The sequence below is a fragment of the Candidatus Manganitrophaceae bacterium genome (assembly GCA_016200325.1).
Taxonomy (GTDB): Bacteria; Nitrospirota; Nitrospiria; order SBBL01; family Manganitrophaceae; genus Manganitrophus.
Map to the genome: position 1 here is coordinate 70,777 of JACQEZ010000007.1, position 22,994 is coordinate 93,770.

A 22,994-nucleotide genomic window follows, 5' to 3' on the forward strand; every position below is an offset into this window, starting at 1 on the left:
TAAAAAGTGATGAAAAAGAGTTCCGCTCACACAGAATCAGGCCGGTTCCTGGAAGGAAAGCGGATTTATCTCCGCGAGGTGCGCTCCTCGGATGTCAACGAACGCTACCACCGTTGGATGAATGATCCTGAGGTGACCCAGTTTTTGGAGAGCCGGTTCTTTCCGAACTCGCTGGAGAAACTCCAGGAGTATGTCTCCGGAAAACAGGGTGATCGAGATAATATTTTTCTTGCGATTATTTTGAAAGAGGGAGAGCGCCACATTGGCAATATCAAACTGGGTCCGATCGAGTGGATTCATCGCATCGCCGATATCGGCGTTCTCATCGGTGAGAAAGATTGTTGGGGGAAAGGGTATGCGACCGAGGCGATCCATCTGATCTCTGATTATGCCTTCAACGTTTTGAATCTTCACAAGGTGAACGCCGGCTGTTACGGTACCAACGAAGGTTCGGCCCGGGCGTTTCAAAAGGCCGGTTTCGTCGTGGAAGGAGTTCGAAAAGGACAATTCTACGCCAATGGCCTCTATGTCGATGACATTCTATTAGGCTTGATACGACCGGATTGTAATGGGGGAGGCGATTGGCACGATGATTAATGTCTTGATCCTGACGGAAGGAGGCCGGGACGTCGGTTTCGGCCACATCACACGATGCACGGCGCTCTATCAGGCGTTTGAGGAACGGGGGATTTCTACGGAATTTATCGTGGAAGGGGATGAAAGTGTGGAAGGGCTTCTTCAGGGGAGGCAATACCGGATCATGCCCTGGCGGAGCGATCTGCAAAAACTTACTTCCTTATTGGAAAGCGCGGAGATCATCGTCATCGACTCTTATCTCGCCGGAATCGAGATCTATGAAATCATCTCCAAGAGAGCAAAATATCCGGTCTATATCGACGATTACCAGCGGATCGCCTATCCGAAGGGGCTGTTGGTGAATGGAACCCTCTATGCGGAGGAGATGGATTATCCTCAGGGAAGCGAGCGGAGTTATCTGTTGGGAAGTCGATATATTCTCCTCCATAAGGAATTCTGGAATATTCGGCATGAGGAAGCAAAAGAGACCGTCGGCCGCATTCTGATCACGTTCGGTGGAGACGATGTGAGAGGGCTGACGCCAAAGATCATGAAGCTGCTCATTGATGCTTTCCCCGATTGTAAAAAGCGGGTGATTATTGGAAAAGGATTCCGGGAGGTTAACGAGATCGAACGGTTGAAAGACATCCATACCGAGCTCGATTATTATCCGGACAGAGAAGGGATGAAGCGGGCCATCCTGGAATCGGATGTCGCCGTCTCGGCAGGAGGCCAAACCCTCTATGAACTCGCGAGGGTCGGCGTCCCGGCTGTGTCGATTGCCGTGGCGGAGAATCAATTGAACAATGTGATGGGCTGGGAGCGTGCCGGTTTCATCGACTATGCCGGATGGTGGGAAAGCCGGATGCTGCTTGAGAGAGTCCTCGCCTCTCTGATTCGATTGAGAGATAAAGGTGAACGGGTGCGAAGAAGCCAGATTGGGAAAAAATTGGTCGACGGTGGCGGGAGCGGGCGGGTCCGAGATTTCCTTTTGGGACTTTAGATCATTTTAGAAGATGACACGGGAGAGCCGACCGGTCAGGAAGGAAAAACCATCTTTATGATAAAAACGACTATCAAAATCGGACCGATCGATCGGCTGGTCCTCTTCGGGGGAGGCCCGTTGATGGTCGCGTTTGCGAAAGAGGCGATCAAACGGGGCATCAAACCCACCCTTTTCGCCGTGAAGCGACACTTGGAAGAGGCGTTGGAAGGAGGGATCGGCCCCACGTTAAGAGAGGTGTTGGAGCAGGAGCAGATCCCTTTCTTTCACGCGGACGATATCAATCGCGCGCCGACGCTTCGGTCCGCCGTTTCAAATGCGACGATCGGTATCGGGATGGGCGAAGCGTATACCTTTTCGAAGGAGACGATCGCCCTTTTTCAGGGGAGGCTCTTCGATTTCATGACGATCCGGCTGCCGCAATACCGGGGTGGGGCGCATTTTACTTGGCAGATCCTTCGAAAGAATCGGATCGGCTGTTGGAATATCCAAGTGATCAATGAGGAGATGGTCCCGGGCGTTTTCGATTCCGGCGAGATCTTAAAGTCGAGGGAGTATCTCCTCCCGCCGTCGGCCAAGATTCCGAACGACTATTATGATGCCGCGCATGAAGAAGGGCTTAAGCTCTTCTGCGCGTTCCTCGAAGAAGTCCAGGCCGGGAAAGAATTCGGACTGGCGAAGCTCCAGGAGAACTTCAGCTCCTATTTTCCCAGGCTCCACACCCTCCGGCACGGGTGGATCAACTGGTCGTGGAGCTGTGATGAAATTGAGACGATGATCGCTGCTTTTGATGACCCCTATCCGGGGGCATCGAGCTATTTAAACGGCCGGCGGGTTTTTCTGAAACGGTGCCAGGCCGAGGATAGCGACGGGACATTTCATCCTTTCATGTCGGGGCTGATCTATCGGATCGCCGACCGTTCGGTCTTCGTTGCGACTCGGCAGGGGGCATTGGTGGTCCGCAAGGTGTCGGACGAAACCGGGGCCGATCTCATTCCCAAACTGAGGGTCGGTCAGCGATTCTTCACGCCGATAAAGACCCTGGAAGAGGCGATGCAATACAGCGCGGAATATAACGCGGCCGGTCTGGTCGAAGAGCAGGCTACTCGGCGTACGACGGAGGAAGAAGAATGAGCGAGATGTTTGACCTTCTTAAAAAGATCTACCCCCTTCGACTGGCTCCGGTGTCGGAAGACACCGACAAGGCGGCGGAGATTCTCCGCGGAGTCCTGCCGTTTCAGATCCATGAATATGCATCGGGGTTGGAGCACAACGGATGGACCGTTCCGCAAAAGTGGAAGGCGGTTCGGGCCGAGATCAAGAAGAACGGAAAGGTCATCTATGATGGGATGAAGCATCCGCTGGGGGTGATCGGATATTCCACTTCCTTTACAGGGAAAATTTCTCTCGAAGAGCTCAAGGAGCATCTCTTTTACCACCCGGTCTTTCCGGAGGCGCTGGTCTATCACTGCGATTATTACTATAAGCCGTGGCGGCGGGACTGGGGGATGTCGATCCCCCATCAGCTTTATAAGGAGCTCGACCGAGGGGAGTACGAAGTGATCTTGGAGACGGTCGCCGAACCGGGGACGATGAAGGTTCTCGATTATTTTCTGGAAGGAGAGACGCAGGAGACGATTCTCTTCAACGCGCATGATTGCCACGCGGGGCAGGCGAACGATGATGTCTCCGGAATCGTGGTGACGGTGGAGATCATGAAGCGATTGGCCCAGAGAAAGAAGAGAAGATACAGCTATCGGGCGATCATCGCGCCGGAGCACTTGGGAACCGTTTTTTATCTGGAGAATCTCCCCGAGAAGGTCGTGAAGACATTTCGGGGAGGGATGTTCCTCGAAATGCTCGGCCATCAAAACCGATTCGCTCTTCAGAAATCGTTCACCGGAGAGAGTCTGATCGACAAGGCGGCGAAGGTCTATCTCGCGCGTCATTTCTCCGACTTCCACGAAGCCGATTTCAGAAAAGTGGTCGGCAACGACGAGACGGTCTGGGAGGCCCCCGGTTTCGAGATTCCCTTTATTTCGCTCTCCCGGGCCCATCCGATGTATCCGGAGTACCACTCCAGTCTCGACGACGAGCGGATCATTTTCGAGGACAAGTTGGAGGAAGCGGTCCAGGCCGTCTCAGGGATTCTCGAGATCCTCGAGACGAATACAACATTGAAGCGCCACTTCAAAGGGCTCGTCGCCCTGAGCAACCCGAAGTATGATCTTTACATCTCGACGGCCGATCCGAGCATCCGTCCGACGGTGGCCGAAGATCAAAAAAAATGGAACTACCTGATGGATTGTCTCTGCCGGTATTTTGATGAAAAGACGACCCTGCTCGATATCGCGATGAAGCATGAGATCGATTACGCCAAGCTCTATCAATATGTCAAAAAGTATGAGGAAAAAGGGCTGGTCTCTTTAAGTAAGTAACAGCGTGTTGAGAATTCTCAATGGCCATTTCCGAACGTCTAAGCAGAATGATGATCTGAAACACAAAAGGAAGGGCACTGTGACGAATCAAGAAATTGTTCGGCGGCTGCTGGATGGCGGATCATTAAGAACATTTATGATTCCCGATGACGCGATGGCGTCCAACCGACCTGAACATATCGAGACGTATGACCTGCCGCATGTCATTATCAATGGAGATTCTTTTTGGGGAAAATCGGAGACGGCCCATCTGTTTCATGCGGTGGGATCGGAAGGGCGGGGAGAGGTGGCCTTCGCCTACTCCAATATCGGTCCGATTTTTTGCAGCTTCAACCCCTTTACCCGCGGGGCGAGGCTCATGAGTAAAAAAAGATACAAAAGGCATGAATGGATCGTCAGAGATCAGTTCAGGCTGGTTTGGGATTCGGAGAAAGAGGGGTCGATCGATGAGATAAAGAGGGAGATAGAATCGGGTTCTAAGTTCAAGATCGCCATGCTCGATTCGGAGGGGGTCTGGAATCTCCATCCGGTCGATCTGCCGATGTATTATCCGGAGGAAGGTGTATTCGAGTTCAAAACGGTCTCAGATCAATACCCGACCTTTTTCCGATATCCGAAACAGACGGAGGAGCTCCTTCAAAGATATCCCGACTTCTTCAGTCATCGGCCCGAAGAGGACGAGCCCGGGTTCATTCGATTGAATGAGTGTCAGCGGTTCTATTCTTTTTATTCCGTCCGCTCCGGCGGGGATTATTATAATTTCTTTGATATTCCGAGGAAGACGGTACAACGGTATCAGCGGTTGAAGGTGTTCGCTGATACTTTTCAGGACCGGTCCCAAAATGATCGAATTTGAAGCGGAACTTTGAGTCAGATGATTTAAATGAAGGGCTCCGGAATGTCTCGGAGCGGTTCTTGGAAGAAATCGAAGGTCCACATTCAAAAAGAGAACGCCGCTGACCGGGGCGTTGTCGAAGGGACATCAGATGACGACTGAATCATATGCGGCCAATTATCAATCGGCCCTCTCTTATCTCAAGTTGAATTTAAAGGATCCGGCCAAAGAGACGTTAAAGAGGGCGCTCGCGCAGGTCTCCCAGGACGATATGCGGGAAGACAATCCGGTCTATTTGGGAATCGTCTCGACCCTTGCCTTTTTATCGCTGGAACAAGCCGATTTCAAGAGGGCCTGCCAATATGTCGACCAGGGGCTTTCGGCCAAAAAAGACCATCTCGACCTCCTCTTTCTCAAGGCGCTTCTCCTGATGGATCAAAAAAGATATGACGAAATGCTCGAGACGATTATCCATTACTTGTTGGCGAAGGGAAGTGGGGAAGAGACGGTGTATGGGTATCGATATGCCCATGAGGGAGCGCTAAAAGAGGTCTATGAAAATCTGATTCCGACTTCTTATCGCCTTGCGCTTCAGCAGGCCGAGATAAGAGAATTGGTCCAGAAGTTATCTCAGGCGGCCCAAAGTGAATGGCTCAAAAAAGCGCATGAAGTGATGATTCAGGTCGACGGCCAACGAAATCAACAGGAGCACTGATGAAAAAGGTGTTACTTCCCATCGGCGATAGAGATTATGAAACCACTCAAGGGAGAGTCACGCATTTAATTCAGTCGTTGTCGAAGACGTTTCGAGTCGAAGCGATCACGAATTCCAAAACGGTTTATGACGACATTCAGAAAAGGCTCAGTTCGAATCCGAACCTGACGGTCGCCTATGTCGAGCCAAAGTTTCTTCCGCTCGATTTTGACTACCGCGACAATCTCGCAAAAATATTCGTGCAATACACCGATGATCTCTACCTTCCGAACACCGACTTCAAAATATGGAAGGCCGCCGCGTTTGATGACTTTTGGGGGCATATCTCGACCTGCTCGTTTCCCGAAATCCAAGCGGTCGACGCCGATGTGATGATGATTCCATTGATGTCCCACGATGATTCGCCCTGGGAGGAGACCGATACCTTTTACACCACTTTGCTGTTTATGGCGAAGGAAGCGGGGGTCAAGGTTGTCGGCTATCAACTTTATCCCGTCTTTAGCGGTGTCAAATTAATGCCTAAGTTGATGGATGCAATTCTCGTTCGAAGAGAATTTGAAAGGGAATTCCATATCAAGATGGGGATGCCTCCCGACAACGTTCATCTGTTGACGGAGGAGAAGGATATCTACTCTCTTTCCACCATCGAGGATGTTTACAAAAACCACCTCTACAACTCTAAGGTGGAAGTCAGTCGGGATCAGTTGGCCGTCGTCGTCTGCAATCACGGGAAACTCAGGCCGCAAATCATTGAAATCTTCAAGGCCATTGAGGAGTCGAAAATTCCGACGGTGCTGTTTTTGATCAAACGGGACTTCGTCATTCGGGAATTAAAGGAAGACGAGATCATCAAAGATCTTTTCTTTGATCCGATCAAAAAGATCGGCTGCCAATTTTATTTGGTGGAGCAGCAGAGTTTGGTCCCAATTGCGATGAGCGCCGATGTGGTGATTTCCCCGTCTTATGTGGTCCCCTTAGAGTTTGCGGCGCGATACGACATTGCGGCGTGGGTCTATAACCGTTGCTACGATCCCCATCCGGATGTGAACGGCGTGAAATTCATGAATCGTCTGGAGGATCTTAAGCTCGCCTTAAAAAAAGCCTATGAGACCAAGAAGAAGAGGGTTGGGGTCGCCGATGTGTTAAACCATCTCACAAGGAATTTCCATGAAGTTAAAAAATAAAAAGATCGCTTGTTTTCTGGCGCTCCCGCATCATACCCGTTTTTTCATCCCGCTCAGAGAGGAGGTTAAGAAGGAGGGAGGAGAAATCTCATTCATCGTCCCCTTGTCGGACTATCCCTTTGAGAGAGATTTGATCAAGCGAAACCTCTCCTTTCGGTATTTTACCGACTACATGACGGAAGACGTGCGAAGAAAGGTGCGAGAGACCCACATGGCGCTGTCGGATCTCTGGAAGAACACCGTTTATAAATGGGATGGTTTCGGCCGATGGTCCTTGTTCAAGCAGGCATGGTTTTTCGATTCACTCGTCGAGGAGTACTTCTGCATGGAGAAGTATATCGAGGTTGAAAAACCCGACATGTTCATCGCCCACCATGAATGTAATCGATGGGGGCAGATCATTGGGGATCTGGCCCGGAAAAAAAAGGTTCCGTTTGTGACCTTTCAGGAAGGGGACTACTACAACGACTATATCGGATTCGTCGTCCATACCGAGTACTCTGATGTCGATTTGTTGTGGGGGAATAAGACGAAGGAGGTCTTAAAGGGGTATCGCTGTTCGGACGACAAAATGTTTTTGATCGGAAACACGCATATCGACAGTGCCATTAAGACGTATGGTTCCCCGGAAGCGGTGCACAAACTCAAGAAGGAGCTTTCCATCCCGCAGGACAAGAAGGTGATTCTTTTCCTGGTCGATATTAAATATGGAGGGATTGCCGATCGGGAGGTCTGGATGCAGTTCTTAAAGGGCTTGGACCAGCTCGATTCGGAAGCGGTTCTTATTTTTAAGTGGCATCCGAACGTGTTTCAAGGAGCCTATGAAAAAGTTGAGGAGATGTTTAAGGAGATCTTTCCGTCGGCCATTCTTTATTACATGTACGATCCTTATAAACTCATTGCCGTCTCGGACTATTGTGTGACGTTGGGAAAGACCACCTTGGCGATCGAGGCGGTCGCCTTCGGAAAACCGCTCTTTGCCCTTCCGACATCGGATACCTTGGATGACTATTATGTCAATATGGGAATCGCGCAAACCGCCTTTCCCCCTGGAAATTGGTCGAATCTGCTGAATACCATTAAAAACGGCGTCCCGCCGGAGGTGTCGGAAAAGGTGGATCAGTATCTGAAGGAGTATTTTTATCGGCTTGACGGTCGATCCGTCGAGAGGGCCATTGAAGTAATGGGGACAATTTTTAATGCGAGAAATGGGCGCGCAAAACCGAAACGCCTCAAGCCGCAAAAGACGATTGCACACCGCGTCAGCATAATCGTCCCTTCCGGCACCGATCCGGAAGCGCTTTTAGCAACAATGACATCGCTCGCGCAAAATGTCCAATGGCCCGATTGGGAAGTCGTGGTGGTCGTGAACGATAAGGAGATGAAACGATTCCTCCCTGCTTTCTCCGGTGATGTGCGGTTGGTAGAGGTGCAGGATGACCGACTCCCGTTTCTTTACAATCTGGGGGCGGAGCATTCCACCGGCGACCGGCTTATTTTTATGAAGCCGGGGGTTCTCTACGTCAAAGGAGCCGGTTTTGAAGATGCCATTCAGGCCGGTGTCGCAGGAGTACCGATCCGGAATATCGACCTGACCGCCTATTGTCTCGGAATGGCATTTGATTTCAACGCGGCCCCTTATCGGATCACGTCTGAGGGCCCGGCGCCATCTCAGCGTCCCGAGTTTGTGGGAGGGGGGATCATCGGCATCGCGCGGGTTCTTTTCGAATCGCTCGGAGGATTTGATGAAGGGATTTCGAATCATCTGACCGAGGTCGATTTTTGCCTTTCAGCAAGGGAGAAGGGTCATCCCGCACAATATCTTCCTGAATGTCTTGGCATTCTGTTTAGAGAGTCTTTCAATCAGACTTCTGGTGATGAAGTCTCCGATTCGGATGAGGTTTGGAAGCGGAGGGTCCAGTTTTTTGCGAAATGGGTCGGACAGCTTCCGAAAGATGAAGATTTTATCCACTTCGCAAAGGATTTGCTGAAGGTTTGATGCGGGAGCGCTTCTTATGTTGGTCCTGACACGGAAGTTGGGCGAAGAAATCGTAATCGGAGAGGAAATCCGAGTGATCGTCGTAGAAATTAAGAGAGGGGCCGTAAAACTTGGCATCGCAGCGCCGCCTCATACATCGATCCATCGGCAGGAGGTTTTCTCCAAAATACAGGATGAAAATAAAAAGGCAGGAGTGCTCCCAGAAAACATCCGGGAGATCTTAAAAAACGCAAAGCCGGAATCGTTCAAGATGAACCGTAAGAGCCCTTTAACAAATAATGAACTTTCATAGGAGAGCGGAGTCGATGATCATCGAAGTCAACAGCGCCAAACTGGGGTCTCTGAAAGTGGACTCGGACCGGTTGATCACATTCCCGGATGGCATTCCTGGATTTCCGAAGGTGAAAAGGTACTTCGTGGTCGAAAACGATAAAGGGCATCCTCTTTGCTGGCTTCAAGCGGTAGAGGATCCGGAGCTCGCCTTTGTTGTGACCGATCCGTTTATCTTTGATTCCCAGTATCAACCGCCGATCCCCGCGGAGGAATTCAAGCGTCTTGAGATTGACGGGGGAGAGTCGCTTGCATTACTGATCATTGTGAATGTTCCCCAGGAAGACCCGCTCAAAATGACCGCCAATTTCATGGCGCCGCTGGTCATCAATGCCAAAACTCGCCTGGGAAAACAAGTCATTCTATACGATTCGCATTACAGCCACCATAAACCTCTCTTGACAGCGCCGGCCGCCAGCCGACCCTAAAGTTTTTGTCATCCGATCCGATAAGTAAAGGTGACGGGAACAATACCATATAAGGATCTCCCGTTTCGGAGGAGAATTTAGGGTTTTAACCATTCGGGCAAGGTGGCCCGGCGGTGTCTGGGACGGTTTTTTAGGACCTCCCGGCTGACATTATTCAAGGAGGAAGTTCTATGGCTTTAACAGTTAATACCAACATGTTTTCGATTATTGCGCAGGGTAACCTATCCAAAACGCAGAATCCGTTGATGTCTGCGATGCAGCGTCTCTCTTCAGGTCTTCGAATCAACTCCTCGAGGGACGACGCAGCCGGTTTGGCCATCGCCACCCGGATGACCCGGTCGATCAACGGTCTTACGGTTGCCGCTAGAAACGCGAACGACGGGGTCTCTTTCGCCCAGACGGCGGAAGGTTCCATGGGGGAAATGCTCAACAATCTCCAGAGAATTTATGAACTGGCGAACCAGTCTGCGAGCTACAACACCTCGACAGACCGGAGTTCGATGAACCAGGAGGTCACCCAGCTTGTTTCCGAATTGAACAGGGTGGTCAGCCAGACTCGGTTCAATGGAGAGACCTTCCTGAACCAAGCGTTCAGCGGCGCCTTTCAGGTCGGGATCGAGGTCAATGAGACGATCTCGATTGCAACGACCAACGTGTCGCCGGATACCTTGGGTGTCCAGTCTACGAGGACCGATTTTACGGACATCAGCACCAACAGAACGGCGATTGCAAGTTCGATTGCGGGATCGTCATTGCGGGCGACCGGCGGTTTGGCGGCCAGCGCTACATTGGCTGGGGTTGATCTCGGCGCCGTCATTCTCCAGAGCGATATGATCAATCGGAGCCAAGCTGTGATCAACCGGGTCAACCAATATACCGGGTCAACCAATATCACCGCCTTCTCCTTCGGGAATGCGTTTGTCGGGACGGCAGCCACCGGAAACGGAAGCGCCGGGGATGTAAATTCTGGTTACCTGACGATCAACGGGATTGCGATTGGCTCTACTTCTCTTGGAGCTCTTTCGAGCGGTTCAATCGTGGCGGCGGCCTTGGCATCGGCAATTAATGCCAAGACGGCGTCGACAGGAGTCTACGCGATTGTCCTTGGCAGCGCCGACATCGGCTCTGCGAATACCGCCAGCATCGCACTGGTCAACGCGACGGGCGCGGCTATTACGGTGGCTGTTGCGACGGCGAATGCCGGCGCGGCAAGCGCTGTGGTGAGTTACTTTGGCGCGACCGGAGGGAGCGTTTCCGCGGGGCAAAATGGACAGATCGTCTTGAGCGCTCCACTCGGGACCACCAGCGCCTCAACCAACGCGGCGATCGACAGCCTGGCACTTGGTTTCAGCTCTTCAGCTGCATCGGTTTCAATCAGCGGCAGCGCGTCGGTCAACTCGGTGTCGGTCAACACGGTCGGCAACGCCAACCTGGCAATCTTGGCGGTGAAGCAAGGTCTGGACACCCTCAACGCCGAACGGGCCAAACTCGGCGCGGTCATGAACCGGCTTCAATCGACGATCGCCAACATCACGAATAGCAATGAAAACACCACCGCGGCGAGATCCCGAATCATGGACACCGATTTCGCGATGGAAACCGCGAACCTGACGAAAGCGATGATCACCCAGCAGGCGGGTATTTCGATCCTCGCTCAGGCGAACACATTGCCTCAACAGGTGTTGGCGCTATTGCAAGGAAGATAACACAATCAAGGAGGAAGGGGGTGGGGATTTCCCCACCCCCTTTTGAGGTGACATGGAAATAAAAAATATAGATACCGGCCTTCCCTCCATGGTTTCCGAGATCGGTCGAACCGAAAAAGGGGGGAAAGACGTCCAAACAGAACAAATTGCGGCGCGGACCGACACAAGTCATCACAATTTGGAAAGCGTTCCCGCCATTAAAAGTTTTGAAGTCATTTCTTTTAAGGCATTTTTCGCAGTCGATGAGAATAAGAATGTCGTGATCAGAATTAGAGACGCTGAGGGGAATATCGTCAAGCAGATCCCGCCCGCAGAATATTTAAAAATGGCGGAGATTCTTTCCGAGAGCAATAAAAACCTATTACACCTCGAGGCGTAAATGGCGACGAACCCGATTTCCGGACTGTTATCAGGTATCACAGGCATTGATACCGACACCGTTGTGAATCAGTTGATGACGGTCGAAAGGCAGCCGCTGCAGTCGCTAACGAATAAAAAGGCTGCCTATGATGCGAAGATCACCGCCTATGGAAATCTTTCGAGCGCCCTGGCCAGGCTGAAGAGTTCGCTCTCTTCCCTCAAATCGACATCGATCTTAGGGATGACCGCCTCTTCCTCCGACGTCACTGTTTTTACCGCCACCGCCACCGCCGCCGCTTCGGAAGGAGCTTATAACATCAAGGTGAGCAATGTCGCCACCAAACAAAGCGTTTATTCGGAGCCATTTCTTTCGGGTGGCTCCGCCGTTGCCGATCTTTCCTCGGTTGCAACTCAGAAATTGAAAATACAGGTCGGCTCCGCCACAGAGGTCGAGGTGACGGTCGATTCGACGAATAACACGCTGAATGGTGTCCGGGATGCGATTAATGCCGCAAGTGCCGGGGTGACCGCATCCGTTGTGAATGATGGATTGGGGTACAGATTGGCCCTCTCGTCGAACACCACCGGTGCATCCAGCCGGATTACCGTCAAAGCCGATGAGGACAATGATGGCGTTTATTCGGAGACAGGCGCCGAGTCCGATACTACAGGACTCTCCAAACTCGCTCTGAATGCCACTTATGCTGCGGATGGGTCGGTGACCGGCGGAATTACCAACATGACCCAATCTCAAGGTGCGGTCGACGCATCGTTGGTGGTAGATGGGTTGACCATCACTCGGGACTCCAACACCATCACCGATATCCTCGGCGGGGTGACCCTTAATTTACTGAACAACTCGGCCGGCAAAACATTGATCCTCACTGTTGCAAAGGATACCCAAAAGATAAAAGACAATGTCAATGGATTCATCAGCTCCTATAACACCGTCATGGGGCTTGCCAGGAGTCTCTCCACATCTACGCCGGGCAAATCAGTGATTCTGGCAGGAGACAGCACTGCGAATGGCATTATCAATCAGCTGAACTCGGCCATCACCGCCTCATACGGCGGAACGAGTCCCGTGAGCCTCGGCTTAAGCCATGATAAGCAGGGAAATCTTTCCGTAGATACAAAAATCTTAGACAGTGCGGTCAAAGCCGGCCTTCAAGGGGTCACCGATACTTTTGACGGCATGGCGACGTCGCTTGAGAGCAACGTTACAGATCTTATCAATATTCAGATTCCGGCGCGCAACAATGGGCTGAACATTTCAAGCAAAGGGGTCCAGCGGAACATAGACAACCTGACCGTTCGGCTTCAAACGGTAGAGGCCACTTATAGAAAGCAATTCGCCGCTTTAGGTCAGACCCTTGCTCAGCTTCAGTCGACCGGAAACTTTTTATCGCAGAGGCTCGCGTCGATCACAAATAGTGGAAGCAGCTCGTCCGGCGGATAATATTTTAGCACTGGTCCTCTTTTTAGAGAAATCAGCTCACGCCAATACGGCCAATACGATGGAGTCGATACGATGAATCTCAGTTCCAACTACCCGATGAATGCTTATGTTCAAGCCAGCCTTGAAACGGCTGCTCCTTCCGCCGATCCCCACAAGCTCATCCTCATGTTATTTGATGGGGCGATCGAGTCGGTTCATTCCGCGAATGAACAGATCCTGAAAGGGAATTTTTCGGAAAAAGGCCGTGCTATTTCAAAAGCCATCGCCATTATCGGAGAGCTGGCCGGAAGTTTAAATTATGAAGTGGGCGGTGAGATTGCGGCAAGCTTGGGTCTTTTATATGCTCACATGACGCTCGAATTGCTCGATGCCAGCGCCGAAAACAAACCGGAGGGTATCAGTCACGTGGGACAACTCCTCTCCGAGTTAAGAAGCGGATGGGAGGCGATCAGTCCCAAACAACCAACCCTGGCGGAGATCGCTGACGAACCGCCCACGCCGCAGCAGGTCGCAGTCAGCTATGGAAAGGTCTAGCGCGATGAAAAGAGGGACCATACAAATTCGTTAACAGAAGCATTTCTGTCGCCTGACAGATTTTAGGATAAATATTTGACCAACTTTTCGACGAAAGGCCAAATCGATGAGAACGGAAGATGTAATGAGAGAATATGAAAGCTTCTGGGCATTAACGAAAGAGATGTTGGACAGCATTAAAAATGATGAGTGGGATCGGATCGCCTCTATTAGCGATCGCCGTGAAAAACTGCTAAAGGATCTAGTGGCCCTGGATGACACTCTCATAACAGATAGCTTCGAGCGGATGCATTGGTCTGACCTGATCCATCAATGCCTTGAAATGAATGGAAAGATGCAGGCGCTGATTGAGGAAAAAATGATGGAACTGCAAAAAAATTACGGTGATGAAAAGAAAGTGTTTCAAGCCTATCATCTGAATTCAGGACGATAGCCTATCGCCTTTCGGCGATTTATATCCTGCAATCACAGAAAAATTTATTTTAATTATTCCGTCCAGGAGAAAAGATGCAGACGGAAGAACCGATTCAAATCCTGGTTGTGGATGACGAGAACGGCCCGCAAGAGGTCCTTCGGATTGCCTTATCAAGCCGTGGTTTTCAGGTTAAGATCGCCAAGAGTGGCAACCAGGCCTGTCAAATGTTTGACACGGAGCATTTTGACCTCGTCCTGACCGATCTCCGAATGCCGGGGATGAGCGGAATTGATCTGCTCCGGACAATTAGAGAAAGATCCCCGGAAACGATTGTCATCTTTATTACAGGCTATGCCTCTCTTGACTCGGCGATTGAGGCGGTTCGAGAAGGTGCCTATGATTATCTTACAAAACCCTTTCGGATCGAAGAGTTGTATATAGCGGTCAAAAACGCCACCGAAAGAATCAAATTAATTAAGGAGAACAAGAAGCTCTTCGAGGAACTCAAGACTGCTTATCAAACGATGGAGGGCGGTCCCGGCGATATCAATGGTGAAAGCAAGAACCTTGAACTGCTCCAATCCCTTCAACTCCAACTTCTGCAGATTTATACCCGCACCGGTCCGATCAATCTGAAAATTGAAAGATAATTTTTTATTTGTCACGTCGCGACCTGTCGAGGGACAGAGCATCGCCTTCTAAGCGTCTTGTTTCTGGCACACTCATTGCACATCCCAATGGGGTATCGCATCCAGAGATAAAAACGATGAAGAAGCCGGCTCACATCCTGTTGATACACCGGAACCTCAGAGAAATGGATCGGGTGATCCCATTTCTGAAGGGGCGCGGTTTCTCTATGTCTTCTGTAGCCCCTCCCCCCAAAATGAAGGCGATCTTCAAAACATTCGATGTCGGTACAACCGATGTGATTATTCTGGATGGGCATCTCCCCTCTACCGATATTTTTAGATTTCTAAGGACGCTCCGATCCATGCATTCAACGGCCTGTGTCCTTCTTATCGGAGTGTTATCCAATGTGAACGAGACGGCTGCTTTTCTTCGGGCAGGTATTTTCGATATATTGGCAGCCCCTTCCCCTTTGAGCTTATTAGAGAAAACCATTCGACAGGGCTTAAGGAACCGAGAGAAGCTGACCCACATATTGCAGCTTTCGGCCCGATTGGACTCGGCCTACAAGCTTTTGGAGAAGGACCGCAATCGGCTTCAAAAGTGGAGTGAGCATCTTCAGCGCCTCTATGTTTTGAATCAGACCTTATCCGAATCGCTTCATATTGATGAAGTGGCCCAATCGCTGGCGGTCAACCTCAGAAAGGTTATTCAATACGATATTGCTTGCCTCTTCTTAAAGAATGAGAATCGGGTGAGGATTTACACGCACCTCCAAAAGCGGCCCGCTTTTTTAGAGAAGGTCTCTCAGGAGACGATGCAGAATCGTCGGTCCTTCCTGGACAAGGGGAATTCGCCGTCGGGACCGATCGTCTTAAAGGGGGGGACCGAAATCTTGGTTCCGCTCCGGGTTGCAACGGAAGGAATTGGATTTTTGAGGCTCATTCGATATTCGAACGACCTGTTTGATGATTATCAATCGAGAATTCTCGCAATGATTTCCGTTTCCCTCTCTCTTGCTATACGAAATGCCGAAGTTCACCAGGAGGTCCAGGCATTGGCCAGTAGAGATGAACTGACCTCTCTGTTGAACCGACGTGCCTTTTTAAACGTCGTCCATCAAGAGTTTCGACGTGCGGCTCGCCATGAAACCTCATTAGCGCTCATTCTCATCGATATTGATCGTTTTAAGCAGATTAATGACCATTATGGTCACCTCGTCGGGGACAATGTGATCCGGGAAATAGGGGAGATCATAAAAAAGAGCGTTCGAGAGGTCGACATCGTCGCCCGCTACGGGGGGGATGAGCTGGTTGTGGTTTTGCCAAAAACCAATTTGGAGGAAGCGATGGTTGCGGCGCAACGGATTCGAAAGAAAATCGGGACCACTTTGTTCAAGAGCGATGATCGCGCCATTCAGATTACGATCAGCATGGGGGTTGCACAGTCCCCGGCTTCCTTGATTAGAACGCCGGATGATCTTTTTCGATTGGCCGATCAGGCGCTATATGTTGCAAAGGAGAAGGGACGAAACCGAATTGAAATTCCGCCACGACCGCATATCACGAGAGGGCAGGGTGTTTTAAAATGACGGAGCCGGAAGATTTAGAGGACAGTGCAGGCCCCCAAACGGGAATGAACAGCCGCGAGTATATCCGGGTTCCTTCCGAATGCCCGGTCATTTATCGGATGATCGACCCTTTGGCTCCCAAAAGGAGCCCTAAAAAAAGCGGTCCCCCTATTCCAACCCTTCTCCCCTTCGATTTGACGCAGAAATATGGCACTGAAGAGGGGCTGAACCCTCAAATCGTCGAGCTCATCCTTTGGCTCGACTGGAAGATGAACTATCTTTTTAAAACGCTGACCCGAACGAAGGATTCTGAGGTTTTCTCTTATCAGGCCATTTTGATGGACCTCAGCGCGACAGGAATGAGGTTTTCCACTCCAAAAGAAATCTCTGCCAAAACACTCCTTGAATTCGAATTTATCCTTCCGATTCTTCCATTTCAGGAAATTGTCTTAACAGGGGAGGTCATCCGCTGCATTCGTGCCCACGACAATGCCCCCGAAGAATACGAGATTGCCGTGGAGTTCAGCCAAATTAAAGAATCCGACCGGGAACAGATTATCCGCTACGTTGTCAAAAGGCAGCTCCAACTTCAACGGGAGCGGCCTCTCTAAGAGATATGGAATTCATCCCCTTCAAAACAATCCATTCGCCGCCTGATGGAATAAAGAAGCGATGTCTGTCCGTTTTACAACGTCTCACTCCTTTTGAAAAAAAAGACATCTTGTCCTGAGTCAAAGTTGACAGACATTTTTCCTGAGGGTATAGTGCGTATGCGCGCTGGGCATACCTATTCCTTGCCTCGCCTGCCCTCCGAAAGGGCTGCTATGCTCCTGACTATACCTAGATATATTCACCTGTTTATGCGTTTCTCTTCAGTCCCCCCCTCCGTTTGTGCCAAGCGATCACCCATAGCGGGTTCATTCAAATATATCGACTCGATCGTTTCCATTCGGGCTAATCGAAGAGCGTGTCGTCAATTGAATATTTTGATGCTATACCTTATTAGTATAATATGGCTATGGAAATAATAGGGGAGGGAGTGCCGTTACAATTCTTGAGAGAAATATGAATAGTTCAATGCGACGCGCGTCGGAAGGAACATGATCCCTGAACACAATCCACCACAAATCGGCCGGCCCTTTGACAGGATCCGGAAAATTATTCCTGAGGGGCGGGCCCTTCCGGAGAGAGAATGGAGGGTCCGACATCGCGTCATTCTCCTCTTGACCTGGCTCCACGCGCTCGGACTCTCCTTATTCGGAGTCTATCAAGGGTTCGGTGCCTTCCAGAGCTTTGCCGAGGGAGCGGTCATTGCCGCCGCTGCGCTCGCGGCAAGCTGGACGAGAATTGGCCGCAGTGCCCGATCCGCGGCGGCAAGCCTCGGCCTCATTACCTCTTCAGCCATCCTGGTCCAATTCTCCGGCGGCTTCATCGAAGCCCATTTCCACTTCTTCGTGATGCTGGCGGTGATCTCTCTCTACGAAGATTGGATTCCCTACCTTCTCGCCATTCTCTTCGTGGTGGTGGAGCACGGTTTCACCGGTCAATTCGTTCCGCTGGTCGTCTACAATCATACCGATGCATTCGCTCATCCGTGGAAGTGGGCGATCATTCACGCTGTCTTTGTTTTATGCGAAAGTGTCGTCCTCTTGGCCAACTGGAAGATCAGCGAGTGGGCACGCGCCCGCATCGATCTTCTGTTGAACTCCGCGGGGGATGCAATCATCGGATTGGACCTCGATGGGATCATCGCTTTTGCAAATCCGGCCGCGGTGAAGATGGCGGCATATCCGTTGGAAGCGCTGGTCGGCCAGCCGATCGAGCGCATCCTGTTGGATGAAGAGAAAATTCTCTCCTATCCTGGCGTGACTCTAAACAACTCGGTCCCGCCGGAGCGGGCGTCTCCCCGCGCCGATAAGGTGGTTTTGCGCAGAGATGGCATGCGCCTCTTGGTCGATTTATCGAGCAATCCAATTCTCGAACAGGGGGTGATCGTCGGCACCGTTGTGACTCTCAAGGATGTTACTGAGCGTAGACTCGCTGAGGAGAAGTTAAAGAAAACCTTCTCCCTGCTCAGCGCGACGCTGGAATCGACGACGGATGGAATTCTGGTGGTCGATAGAGAGGGGAGAATCGAAAGATATAATCAGAAGTTTATACAGATGTGGACCATTCCCGATTCTATTGTGGCGTCCCAAGATGACAGCAAAGTGCTGGGCCATCTCCTCGATCAATTGAAGGATCCGGAAGGATTTTTGAAGAAGGTGAGAGAGCTGTATACCCGATTGGATGCGGAGAGCTATGATCTGTTGGAATTCAAGAACGGACGGGTTTTCGAGCGCTACTCGCAGCCGCAGCGGGTCGGCGGGGAGAATGTCGGGCGGGTCTGGTGTTTTAGAGACATCACCGAACGGAAGCAGCTGGAAGAGCAGCTTCGGCATGTCCAGAAGCTTGAAGCGGTCGGACAACTCACCGGCGGGGTCGCCCATGAATTCAACAATATTCTTATGGCCATTACGGGAAACCTGGCGCTCGCACTCGACCAGTTGCCGCCGGAAAGCGATCTGCATGGTCTCCTCGATGGAGCCGAGCAGGCCGCTTGGCGGGCAGCGGGGTTGACCAAGCAGCTTCTCTCATTCAGTCGGCGGAATCCCATTGACCTGAAACCCCAGCATCTCGGCGCGGAGGCCAAGGAGGTTGCCCGCTTGGTGCGCCAAGCGATCGATCGGCAAATTCAGATGAAGGTCGAGACCGACGGCGACCTCTGGCCTGTATTGGCCGATTTGGGGCAGGTGAACCAGCTCATTATGAACCTCTGTGTCAATGCCCGCGATGCCATTCTGGAGCGGGTCGGAAAAAATGTCGGGAGTGCTTCTTCGGCGAGTTGGGAGCCGAGGATCGTGATCCGGGTCGAAAATGTTCATGTCGATGAGGTCCACTGCCGGGTTTACCCCAATGCCAAAACCGGAGATCATGTCTGCCTCCAGGTCTCGGACAACGGCATCGGAATCGATGAGGACATTCGCCACCGGATCTTTGAACCGTTCTTCACAACAAAAAAGGTCGGCCGCGGCACCGGTTTGGGCTTATCCGCAGTGTATGGAATTGTCACCGTACATCAAGGCTGGATTGAATTGCAGAGCACGAAGGGAGAAGGGACCCTTTTCTCGGTTTATTTCCCTCGGACCGAGAAGACGGCGAATCCACCCCCATTACCTTCAGCCGAGAAGCTGGTGACCGATGGGGGAAAAACCATTTTCCTGGTCGATGATGAGGAGGCGATTCGCTTCTTGGGAAAGACCATCCTGGAACATAAAGGCTACCGGGTGCTGACGGCCGGGGATGGCCGGGAAGCAATCGAGGTTTTCTCCCAAAAGAAAGAAGAAATTGATCTCGTCATCCTCGATCTAACGATGCCTTACCGATCGGGGGGAGAAGTCCTTCACCTCTTGCGGCAAATGGAGCCGACATTGAAAGTAATCATCTCAAGCGGCCATCAGGCCGAACATTCTTTCGACTTCGGGGAGGTCGTCTTTCTGCCGAAGCCTTACCGTCCCGCCGATCTTCTCCGCATTGTGATTGAAGCCTTTGAGCAGCCTTCCAATACGGCCAATACACATTCGATTAAACAGTCCGAGGGAGATTTGTAAGGAGCGATCTTGGCCGAATGGTAGAAGCGGCCATGAAACGAACCGCTTTCCCTCGCCGCCGCCATCCATGCTTCATTGAATTCCTTAGCCAGGTAACGGATTGCATCAGAGGGAAAATATTGCCTTCGTCTGATGCTGCATAGGCAAATAGTGCCACTTGATCGGTTGGAGAAGGGTTCCCTTCTGCGATTCTATGCCATCATTGTGGATGTTAAAGCGATGGTCCGTAACTTGCTCCGGTATCATTCCGATTGCCGTTCCAAAGTATCCGGTGTTCGGCCGGTTGATGTCCATTGCGGAGGAGAGATGAACGCCATTTTAGTTATTATTTTTATCGTTGCCCTATCCTTATTCTCCTCCACGGTGTTCCGGGATATCGGGATCGGCATGATGATCAATCCCGATGCGCTGATGATTGTCGGCGGCGGCACCCTGATCTCCATTTTCCTCGGATTTCCGTTGAAGCGATTAAAAAGGACAGGGCACTACCTCCTCGATGCATTCCGGACGAAGTGGGACCGGGAAGGAACGACCGAAGATCTTCTCGAGATCGCGAAAATACACCGAAGGGCCGATATCAGAGGGATGGAAAGAGGGATCAAGCGAATCAAGGACGATTTTCTAAAGCTTGGCGCGAATCTTCTCATCAACAATCAAACCAATGACGAGATCAGGACCGCCATGGAAAAGGCGATGGCGATCCGAATGATGGATCATCATTTTAGCCAAAATGTGCTGAAGACTGTCGCCAGGCTGACCCCTTCTTTTGGTTTGGCCGGTACGGTAATCAGTCTGATCAAGATGTTTAATCACATGCAATCGATTGAGTCCATCGCACCGCATATGGCGGTGGCGATGATGTCGACCTTCTATGGGGTGATCATCGCAAACCTATTTATGCTGCCGCTGAGCGCGAAATTAGAAGAACGCTCCATTCAGTCCGAGGCGCTGATGCAAAGCATCATTGAAGGAATCGAGGCGATTAATAATCGAGAACATCCGATCCAGATCGAAGAGCGGATCAATGGATACTCCGATTTCGGCGACATCGGTCCGGTCCGGATCGGCAGTCTTCAAGCCGCCGTCAGAGGAAACGATCGCTGATCGCGCCCCCCGTCGATTGATTTGCGGTCGAATCGTAAAGGAGGACAGTATGGAAGGATCGAAGAGAGAAAGAACGGCGGCTCAGCGGCGTTCGCCGGCCGCTTCCGTTCAGTCGCTTCAATCGCTCGTTGAGAGATCCAAGTCGTCGATCGACATCGATAGCAATTGGCTCATCACCCTCAGTGATGTTCTCTCGCTGTTGCTCGTCTTTTTCATCACGTTTATCGTGATCTCCAAAACGGCGGTGAAGCCTGCGCTTTCGGCATCGGAACCGGCCGATCGCCTCTCCTCTCCCGAGGCGGTCCCGGCAGGCCTTCCCTCCGACCGTGATCGGATCTTAGAGGAGATGCGCTCTGAAATAAAAAAACTCAACTTAGAAAAAGATGTTTCCATCCATCCGGTCAACAAAGGGATGGTGATTACCCTAAAGGAAAAAGTGACCTTTCGGCCGGGAGAGGCCGAGGCGCTGGTGAGTTCGGAGCCGATCCTCGATCAGATCGCCCGCCTTATTCAACGGAATCCCTCGTTGCAAATCGAGATCGAAGGACATACGGACAATCTCCCGATCAATACCCCCCTTTATCCCTCGAATTGGGAGTTGTCGGTTGCGAGGGCGACGAACGTGTTAAAATATTTCATCACCCGTCACAATATCGCGCCGTCCCGTCTCTCGGTCCAGGGAAGTGCCGATCAACGACCGATCGCCTCAAATGACACGCCGGAGGAGCGGGCGCTGAACAGGAGGGTCGAGATCAGATTGAAAGAGAAAGACCCTCGGCGCGATTAAATCCTCTGTCTGATTCTCTCCCTCCTTTTCTCTCAAGCCACCTTCCTTGACGTTCCGACCCCGCTGATATATTGTTGCCGTCAATCATTCGCGTTTCCACCCTGCGAGACCGCTCAATGCGAGAATTAACGCTGTCCGATATTCAGGCTGCGGCGGAACGCCTGCGGGATCATGCCCGGCGCACCCCGATCGCCACGTCGCGTCAACTCAACCGGCAGGTCGGCACCGAGGTCTTTTGTAAGTGCGAAAACCTGCAGCGGGTCGGTGCCTTTAAATTCCGTGGCGCGCTGAATAGGATCAGCCGGCTGACTGAAGCGGAGCGCAAGCGGGGGGTCGTGGCATTTTCATCCGGAAACCATGCGCAGGCGGTCGCACTGGTTTCTCAGCTGTTCAATCTCCCGGCTGTGATCGTCATGCCGCACGACTCGCCTGTCGTTAAGCTCGCGGCGACGCGCAGCTACGGCGCGGAGGTCCTCCTCTATGACCGTTTGAAAGATGATCGCGAGGTGATCGCAAAAAAACTCTCGGACGAGCGGGGCCTGACGCTGGTGCCGCCCTTTGATCATCCCGATATTATCGCCGGGCAGGGGACCGTCGCGATCGAGCTTCTCACCGACCTGCCCGATCTCGATATTTTGGTGGTGCCGATCGGCGGCGGCGGACTTATCAGCGGATGCAGCATTGCGGCGCATGCGTTACGGGCCGGCATCCGTATCTTCGGCGTTGAGCCGGAGGGTGCAAACGACACCGCGCTCTCCCTCAAGCAGGGTGAAATTGTCTCGACCCCGCTCTCTCAGTCGATTGCGGACGGATTGCTCTCTCCCGCCCCCGGCCGGCTGACCTTCCCGATCATGCGACAACACCTGGAGTCGGTGGCGCTCGTCACCGACGCTGAAATCGCCGAGGCGGTCCGGTTCGTTTTGATTCGGATGAAATTGTTGGTGGAGCCGAGCGGGGCGGCCGCGCTTGCTGCGTTGATGGCGGGTAAAATTCCAAATGTGCAAGGCAAGAAAGTCGGCGTGGTTTTCTCGGGCGGCAATGTCGATCGGGAAGTATTGGCGAGGATATTGGTTTCAGGTTCAGAAAATGAAAGAAGCCCCGCGGCGGATGATTTATCTATTTAAATAAGCTAAAATGCAATCCTGTCGGGGTGGAATCGTCCGCAAATCCGTAACAGAGCCCCCAACCGGTCGGTTGCGCTCCCTTGTTTTTATGCAGGTCTGAGCTGTCTTCATGACGGTTTGAGGTCGGTACCGAATGTCTCTTCATCGTCA

General features: G+C 51.7%; 22 protein-coding genes. All 22 read left to right on the forward strand.

All coding sequences use genetic code 11. The features are described 5' to 3' along the window. Window positions 1–9 precede the first annotated feature (9 nt). The 22 genes from HY282_04715 to HY282_04820 all read left to right on the forward strand — a co-directional run bounded on the left by HY282_04715 (window position 10) and on the right by HY282_04820 (window position 22,844). Window positions 10–597: a GNAT family N-acetyltransferase gene (locus HY282_04715; GenBank protein MBI3803045.1), complete on the forward strand. Its 588-nt coding sequence runs from the start codon at window positions 10–12 to the stop codon at window positions 595–597. Further along, window positions 590–1,579 (forward strand): UDP-2,4-diacetamido-2,4,6-trideoxy-beta-L-altropyranose hydrolase, encoded by a 990-nt coding sequence (locus HY282_04720; protein ID MBI3803046.1) that lies wholly within the window; start codon window positions 590–592, stop codon window positions 1,577–1,579. Before HY282_04715 ends, HY282_04720 begins: the two co-directional genes overlap by 8 nt. A gap of 57 nt (window positions 1,580–1,636) precedes the next feature. After that, window positions 1,637–2,713, forward strand: a complete 1,077-nt coding sequence (locus HY282_04725) for a hypothetical protein (protein ID MBI3803047.1) — start codon at window positions 1,637–1,639, stop codon at window positions 2,711–2,713. Next, a complete protein-coding gene (locus HY282_04730; protein ID MBI3803048.1) occupies window positions 2,710–4,017 on the forward strand; it encodes a DUF4910 domain-containing protein in 1,308 nt (435 codons plus the stop codon). The genes HY282_04725 and HY282_04730 overlap by 4 nt, the downstream gene beginning before the upstream one ends. Window positions 4,018–4,096: 79 nt before the next feature. Further along, complete coding sequence (locus tag HY282_04735) at window positions 4,097–4,873, forward strand: hypothetical protein (protein MBI3803049.1); 777 nt, start codon at window positions 4,097–4,099, stop codon at window positions 4,871–4,873. Between the two features lie 130 nt (window positions 4,874–5,003). Beyond that, on the forward strand, window positions 5,004–5,567 hold the full coding sequence (locus HY282_04740) for a hypothetical protein (GenBank protein ID MBI3803050.1): 564 nt from the start codon (window positions 5,004–5,006) through the stop codon (window positions 5,565–5,567). Next, entirely contained in the window at window positions 5,567–6,751 is a 1,185-nt protein-coding gene (locus HY282_04745; protein MBI3803051.1) for a hypothetical protein, read from the forward strand. Before HY282_04740 ends, HY282_04745 begins: the two co-directional genes overlap by 1 nt. Next, a complete protein-coding gene (locus tag HY282_04750; protein MBI3803052.1) occupies window positions 6,735–8,750 on the forward strand; it encodes a hypothetical protein in 2,016 nt (671 codons plus the stop codon). Before HY282_04745 ends, HY282_04750 begins: the two co-directional genes overlap by 17 nt. A 16-nt stretch (window positions 8,751–8,766) precedes the next feature. Next, the gene (gene csrA, locus HY282_04755) at window positions 8,767–9,042 is read left to right on the forward strand and encodes a carbon storage regulator CsrA (GenBank protein ID MBI3803053.1); all 276 of its coding nucleotides are present in this window, start codon (window positions 8,767–8,769) and stop codon (window positions 9,040–9,042) included. A 13-nt stretch (window positions 9,043–9,055) separates the two neighbouring features. After that, window positions 9,056–9,508 carry a flagellar assembly protein FliW gene (locus tag HY282_04760; GenBank protein ID MBI3803054.1) on the forward strand — a complete coding sequence of 151 codons (453 nt, stop codon included), beginning with the start codon at window positions 9,056–9,058 and terminating at the stop codon, window positions 9,506–9,508. A 170-nt stretch (window positions 9,509–9,678) separates the two neighbouring features. Then, a complete protein-coding gene (locus tag HY282_04765) occupies window positions 9,679–11,214 on the forward strand; it encodes a flagellin (GenBank protein ID MBI3803055.1) in 1,536 nt (511 codons plus the stop codon). A 52-nt stretch (window positions 11,215–11,266) separates the two neighbouring features. Continuing rightward, window positions 11,267–11,593 carry a flagellar protein FlaG gene (locus tag HY282_04770; protein MBI3803056.1) on the forward strand — a complete coding sequence of 109 codons (327 nt, stop codon included), beginning with the start codon at window positions 11,267–11,269 and terminating at the stop codon, window positions 11,591–11,593. Further along, window positions 11,594–13,033 (forward strand): flagellar filament capping protein FliD, encoded by a 1,440-nt coding sequence (gene fliD / locus HY282_04775; GenBank protein MBI3803057.1) that lies wholly within the window; start codon window positions 11,594–11,596, stop codon window positions 13,031–13,033. It abuts the gene before it with no gap. 72 nt (window positions 13,034–13,105) lie between these two features. Continuing rightward, window positions 13,106–13,567, forward strand: coding sequence for a flagellar export chaperone FliS (gene fliS, locus HY282_04780; protein ID MBI3803058.1), 462 nt, complete (start codon window positions 13,106–13,108; stop codon window positions 13,565–13,567). Window positions 13,568–13,691: 124 nt separating this feature from the next. After that, entirely contained in the window at window positions 13,692–14,000 is a 309-nt protein-coding gene (locus HY282_04785) for a flagellar protein FliT (protein MBI3803059.1), read from the forward strand. Between the two features lie 74 nt (window positions 14,001–14,074). Continuing rightward, window positions 14,075–14,632, forward strand: a complete 558-nt coding sequence (locus HY282_04790) for a sigma-54-dependent Fis family transcriptional regulator (protein ID MBI3803060.1) — start codon at window positions 14,075–14,077, stop codon at window positions 14,630–14,632. Between the two features lie 512 nt (window positions 14,633–15,144). Beyond that, window positions 15,145–16,200, forward strand: a complete 1,056-nt coding sequence (locus HY282_04795) for a sensor domain-containing diguanylate cyclase (GenBank protein MBI3803061.1) — start codon at window positions 15,145–15,147, stop codon at window positions 16,198–16,200. Next, window positions 16,197–16,790 carry a PilZ domain-containing protein gene (locus HY282_04800; protein MBI3803062.1) on the forward strand — a complete coding sequence of 198 codons (594 nt, stop codon included), beginning with the start codon at window positions 16,197–16,199 and terminating at the stop codon, window positions 16,788–16,790. Before HY282_04795 ends, HY282_04800 begins: the two co-directional genes overlap by 4 nt. A gap of 489 nt (window positions 16,791–17,279) precedes the next feature. Beyond that, entirely contained in the window at window positions 17,280–19,829 is a 2,550-nt protein-coding gene (locus HY282_04805; protein ID MBI3803063.1) for a PAS domain S-box protein, read from the forward strand. A gap of 306 nt (window positions 19,830–20,135) precedes the next feature. Continuing rightward, window positions 20,136–20,933: a MotA/TolQ/ExbB proton channel family protein gene (locus tag HY282_04810; protein MBI3803064.1), complete on the forward strand. Its 798-nt coding sequence runs from the start codon at window positions 20,136–20,138 to the stop codon at window positions 20,931–20,933. 49 nt (window positions 20,934–20,982) lie between these two features. Next, the gene (locus HY282_04815; protein ID MBI3803065.1) at window positions 20,983–21,720 is read left to right on the forward strand and encodes an OmpA family protein; all 738 of its coding nucleotides are present in this window, start codon (window positions 20,983–20,985) and stop codon (window positions 21,718–21,720) included. Window positions 21,721–21,836: 116 nt separating this feature from the next. Beyond that, window positions 21,837–22,844 (forward strand): pyridoxal-phosphate dependent enzyme, encoded by a 1,008-nt coding sequence (locus HY282_04820; GenBank protein ID MBI3803066.1) that lies wholly within the window; start codon window positions 21,837–21,839, stop codon window positions 22,842–22,844. Window positions 22,845–22,994 lie beyond the last annotated feature (150 nt).

Coding starts and splice junctions, on each gene's coding strand:
- HY282_04715 (MBI3803045.1), top strand. CDS start 10: ATGAAAAAGAGTTCCGCTCACACAGAATCAGGCCGGTTCCTGGAAGGA.
- HY282_04720 (MBI3803046.1), top strand. CDS start 590: ATGATTAATGTCTTGATCCTGACGGAAGGAGGCCGGGACGTCGGTTTC.
- HY282_04725 (MBI3803047.1), top strand. CDS start 1,637: ATGATAAAAACGACTATCAAAATCGGACCGATCGATCGGCTGGTCCTC.
- HY282_04730 (MBI3803048.1), top strand. CDS start 2,710: ATGAGCGAGATGTTTGACCTTCTTAAAAAGATCTACCCCCTTCGACTG.
- HY282_04740 (MBI3803050.1), top strand. CDS start 5,004: ATGACGACTGAATCATATGCGGCCAATTATCAATCGGCCCTCTCTTAT.
- HY282_04745 (MBI3803051.1), top strand. CDS start 5,567: ATGAAAAAGGTGTTACTTCCCATCGGCGATAGAGATTATGAAACCACT.
- HY282_04750 (MBI3803052.1), top strand. CDS start 6,735: ATGAAGTTAAAAAATAAAAAGATCGCTTGTTTTCTGGCGCTCCCGCAT.
- csrA (MBI3803053.1), top strand. CDS start 8,767: ATGTTGGTCCTGACACGGAAGTTGGGCGAAGAAATCGTAATCGGAGAG.
- HY282_04760 (MBI3803054.1), top strand. CDS start 9,056: ATGATCATCGAAGTCAACAGCGCCAAACTGGGGTCTCTGAAAGTGGAC.
- HY282_04765 (MBI3803055.1), top strand. CDS start 9,679: ATGGCTTTAACAGTTAATACCAACATGTTTTCGATTATTGCGCAGGGT.
- HY282_04770 (MBI3803056.1), top strand. CDS start 11,267: ATGGAAATAAAAAATATAGATACCGGCCTTCCCTCCATGGTTTCCGAG.
- fliD (MBI3803057.1), top strand. CDS start 11,594: ATGGCGACGAACCCGATTTCCGGACTGTTATCAGGTATCACAGGCATT.
- fliS (MBI3803058.1), top strand. CDS start 13,106: ATGAATCTCAGTTCCAACTACCCGATGAATGCTTATGTTCAAGCCAGC.
- HY282_04785 (MBI3803059.1), top strand. CDS start 13,692: ATGAGAGAATATGAAAGCTTCTGGGCATTAACGAAAGAGATGTTGGAC.
- HY282_04790 (MBI3803060.1), top strand. CDS start 14,075: ATGCAGACGGAAGAACCGATTCAAATCCTGGTTGTGGATGACGAGAAC.
- HY282_04800 (MBI3803062.1), top strand. CDS start 16,197: ATGACGGAGCCGGAAGATTTAGAGGACAGTGCAGGCCCCCAAACGGGA.
- HY282_04805 (MBI3803063.1), top strand. CDS start 17,280: ATGATCCCTGAACACAATCCACCACAAATCGGCCGGCCCTTTGACAGG.
- HY282_04810 (MBI3803064.1), top strand. CDS start 20,136: ATGAACGCCATTTTAGTTATTATTTTTATCGTTGCCCTATCCTTATTC.
- HY282_04815 (MBI3803065.1), top strand. CDS start 20,983: ATGGAAGGATCGAAGAGAGAAAGAACGGCGGCTCAGCGGCGTTCGCCG.
- HY282_04820 (MBI3803066.1), top strand. CDS start 21,837: ATGCGAGAATTAACGCTGTCCGATATTCAGGCTGCGGCGGAACGCCTG.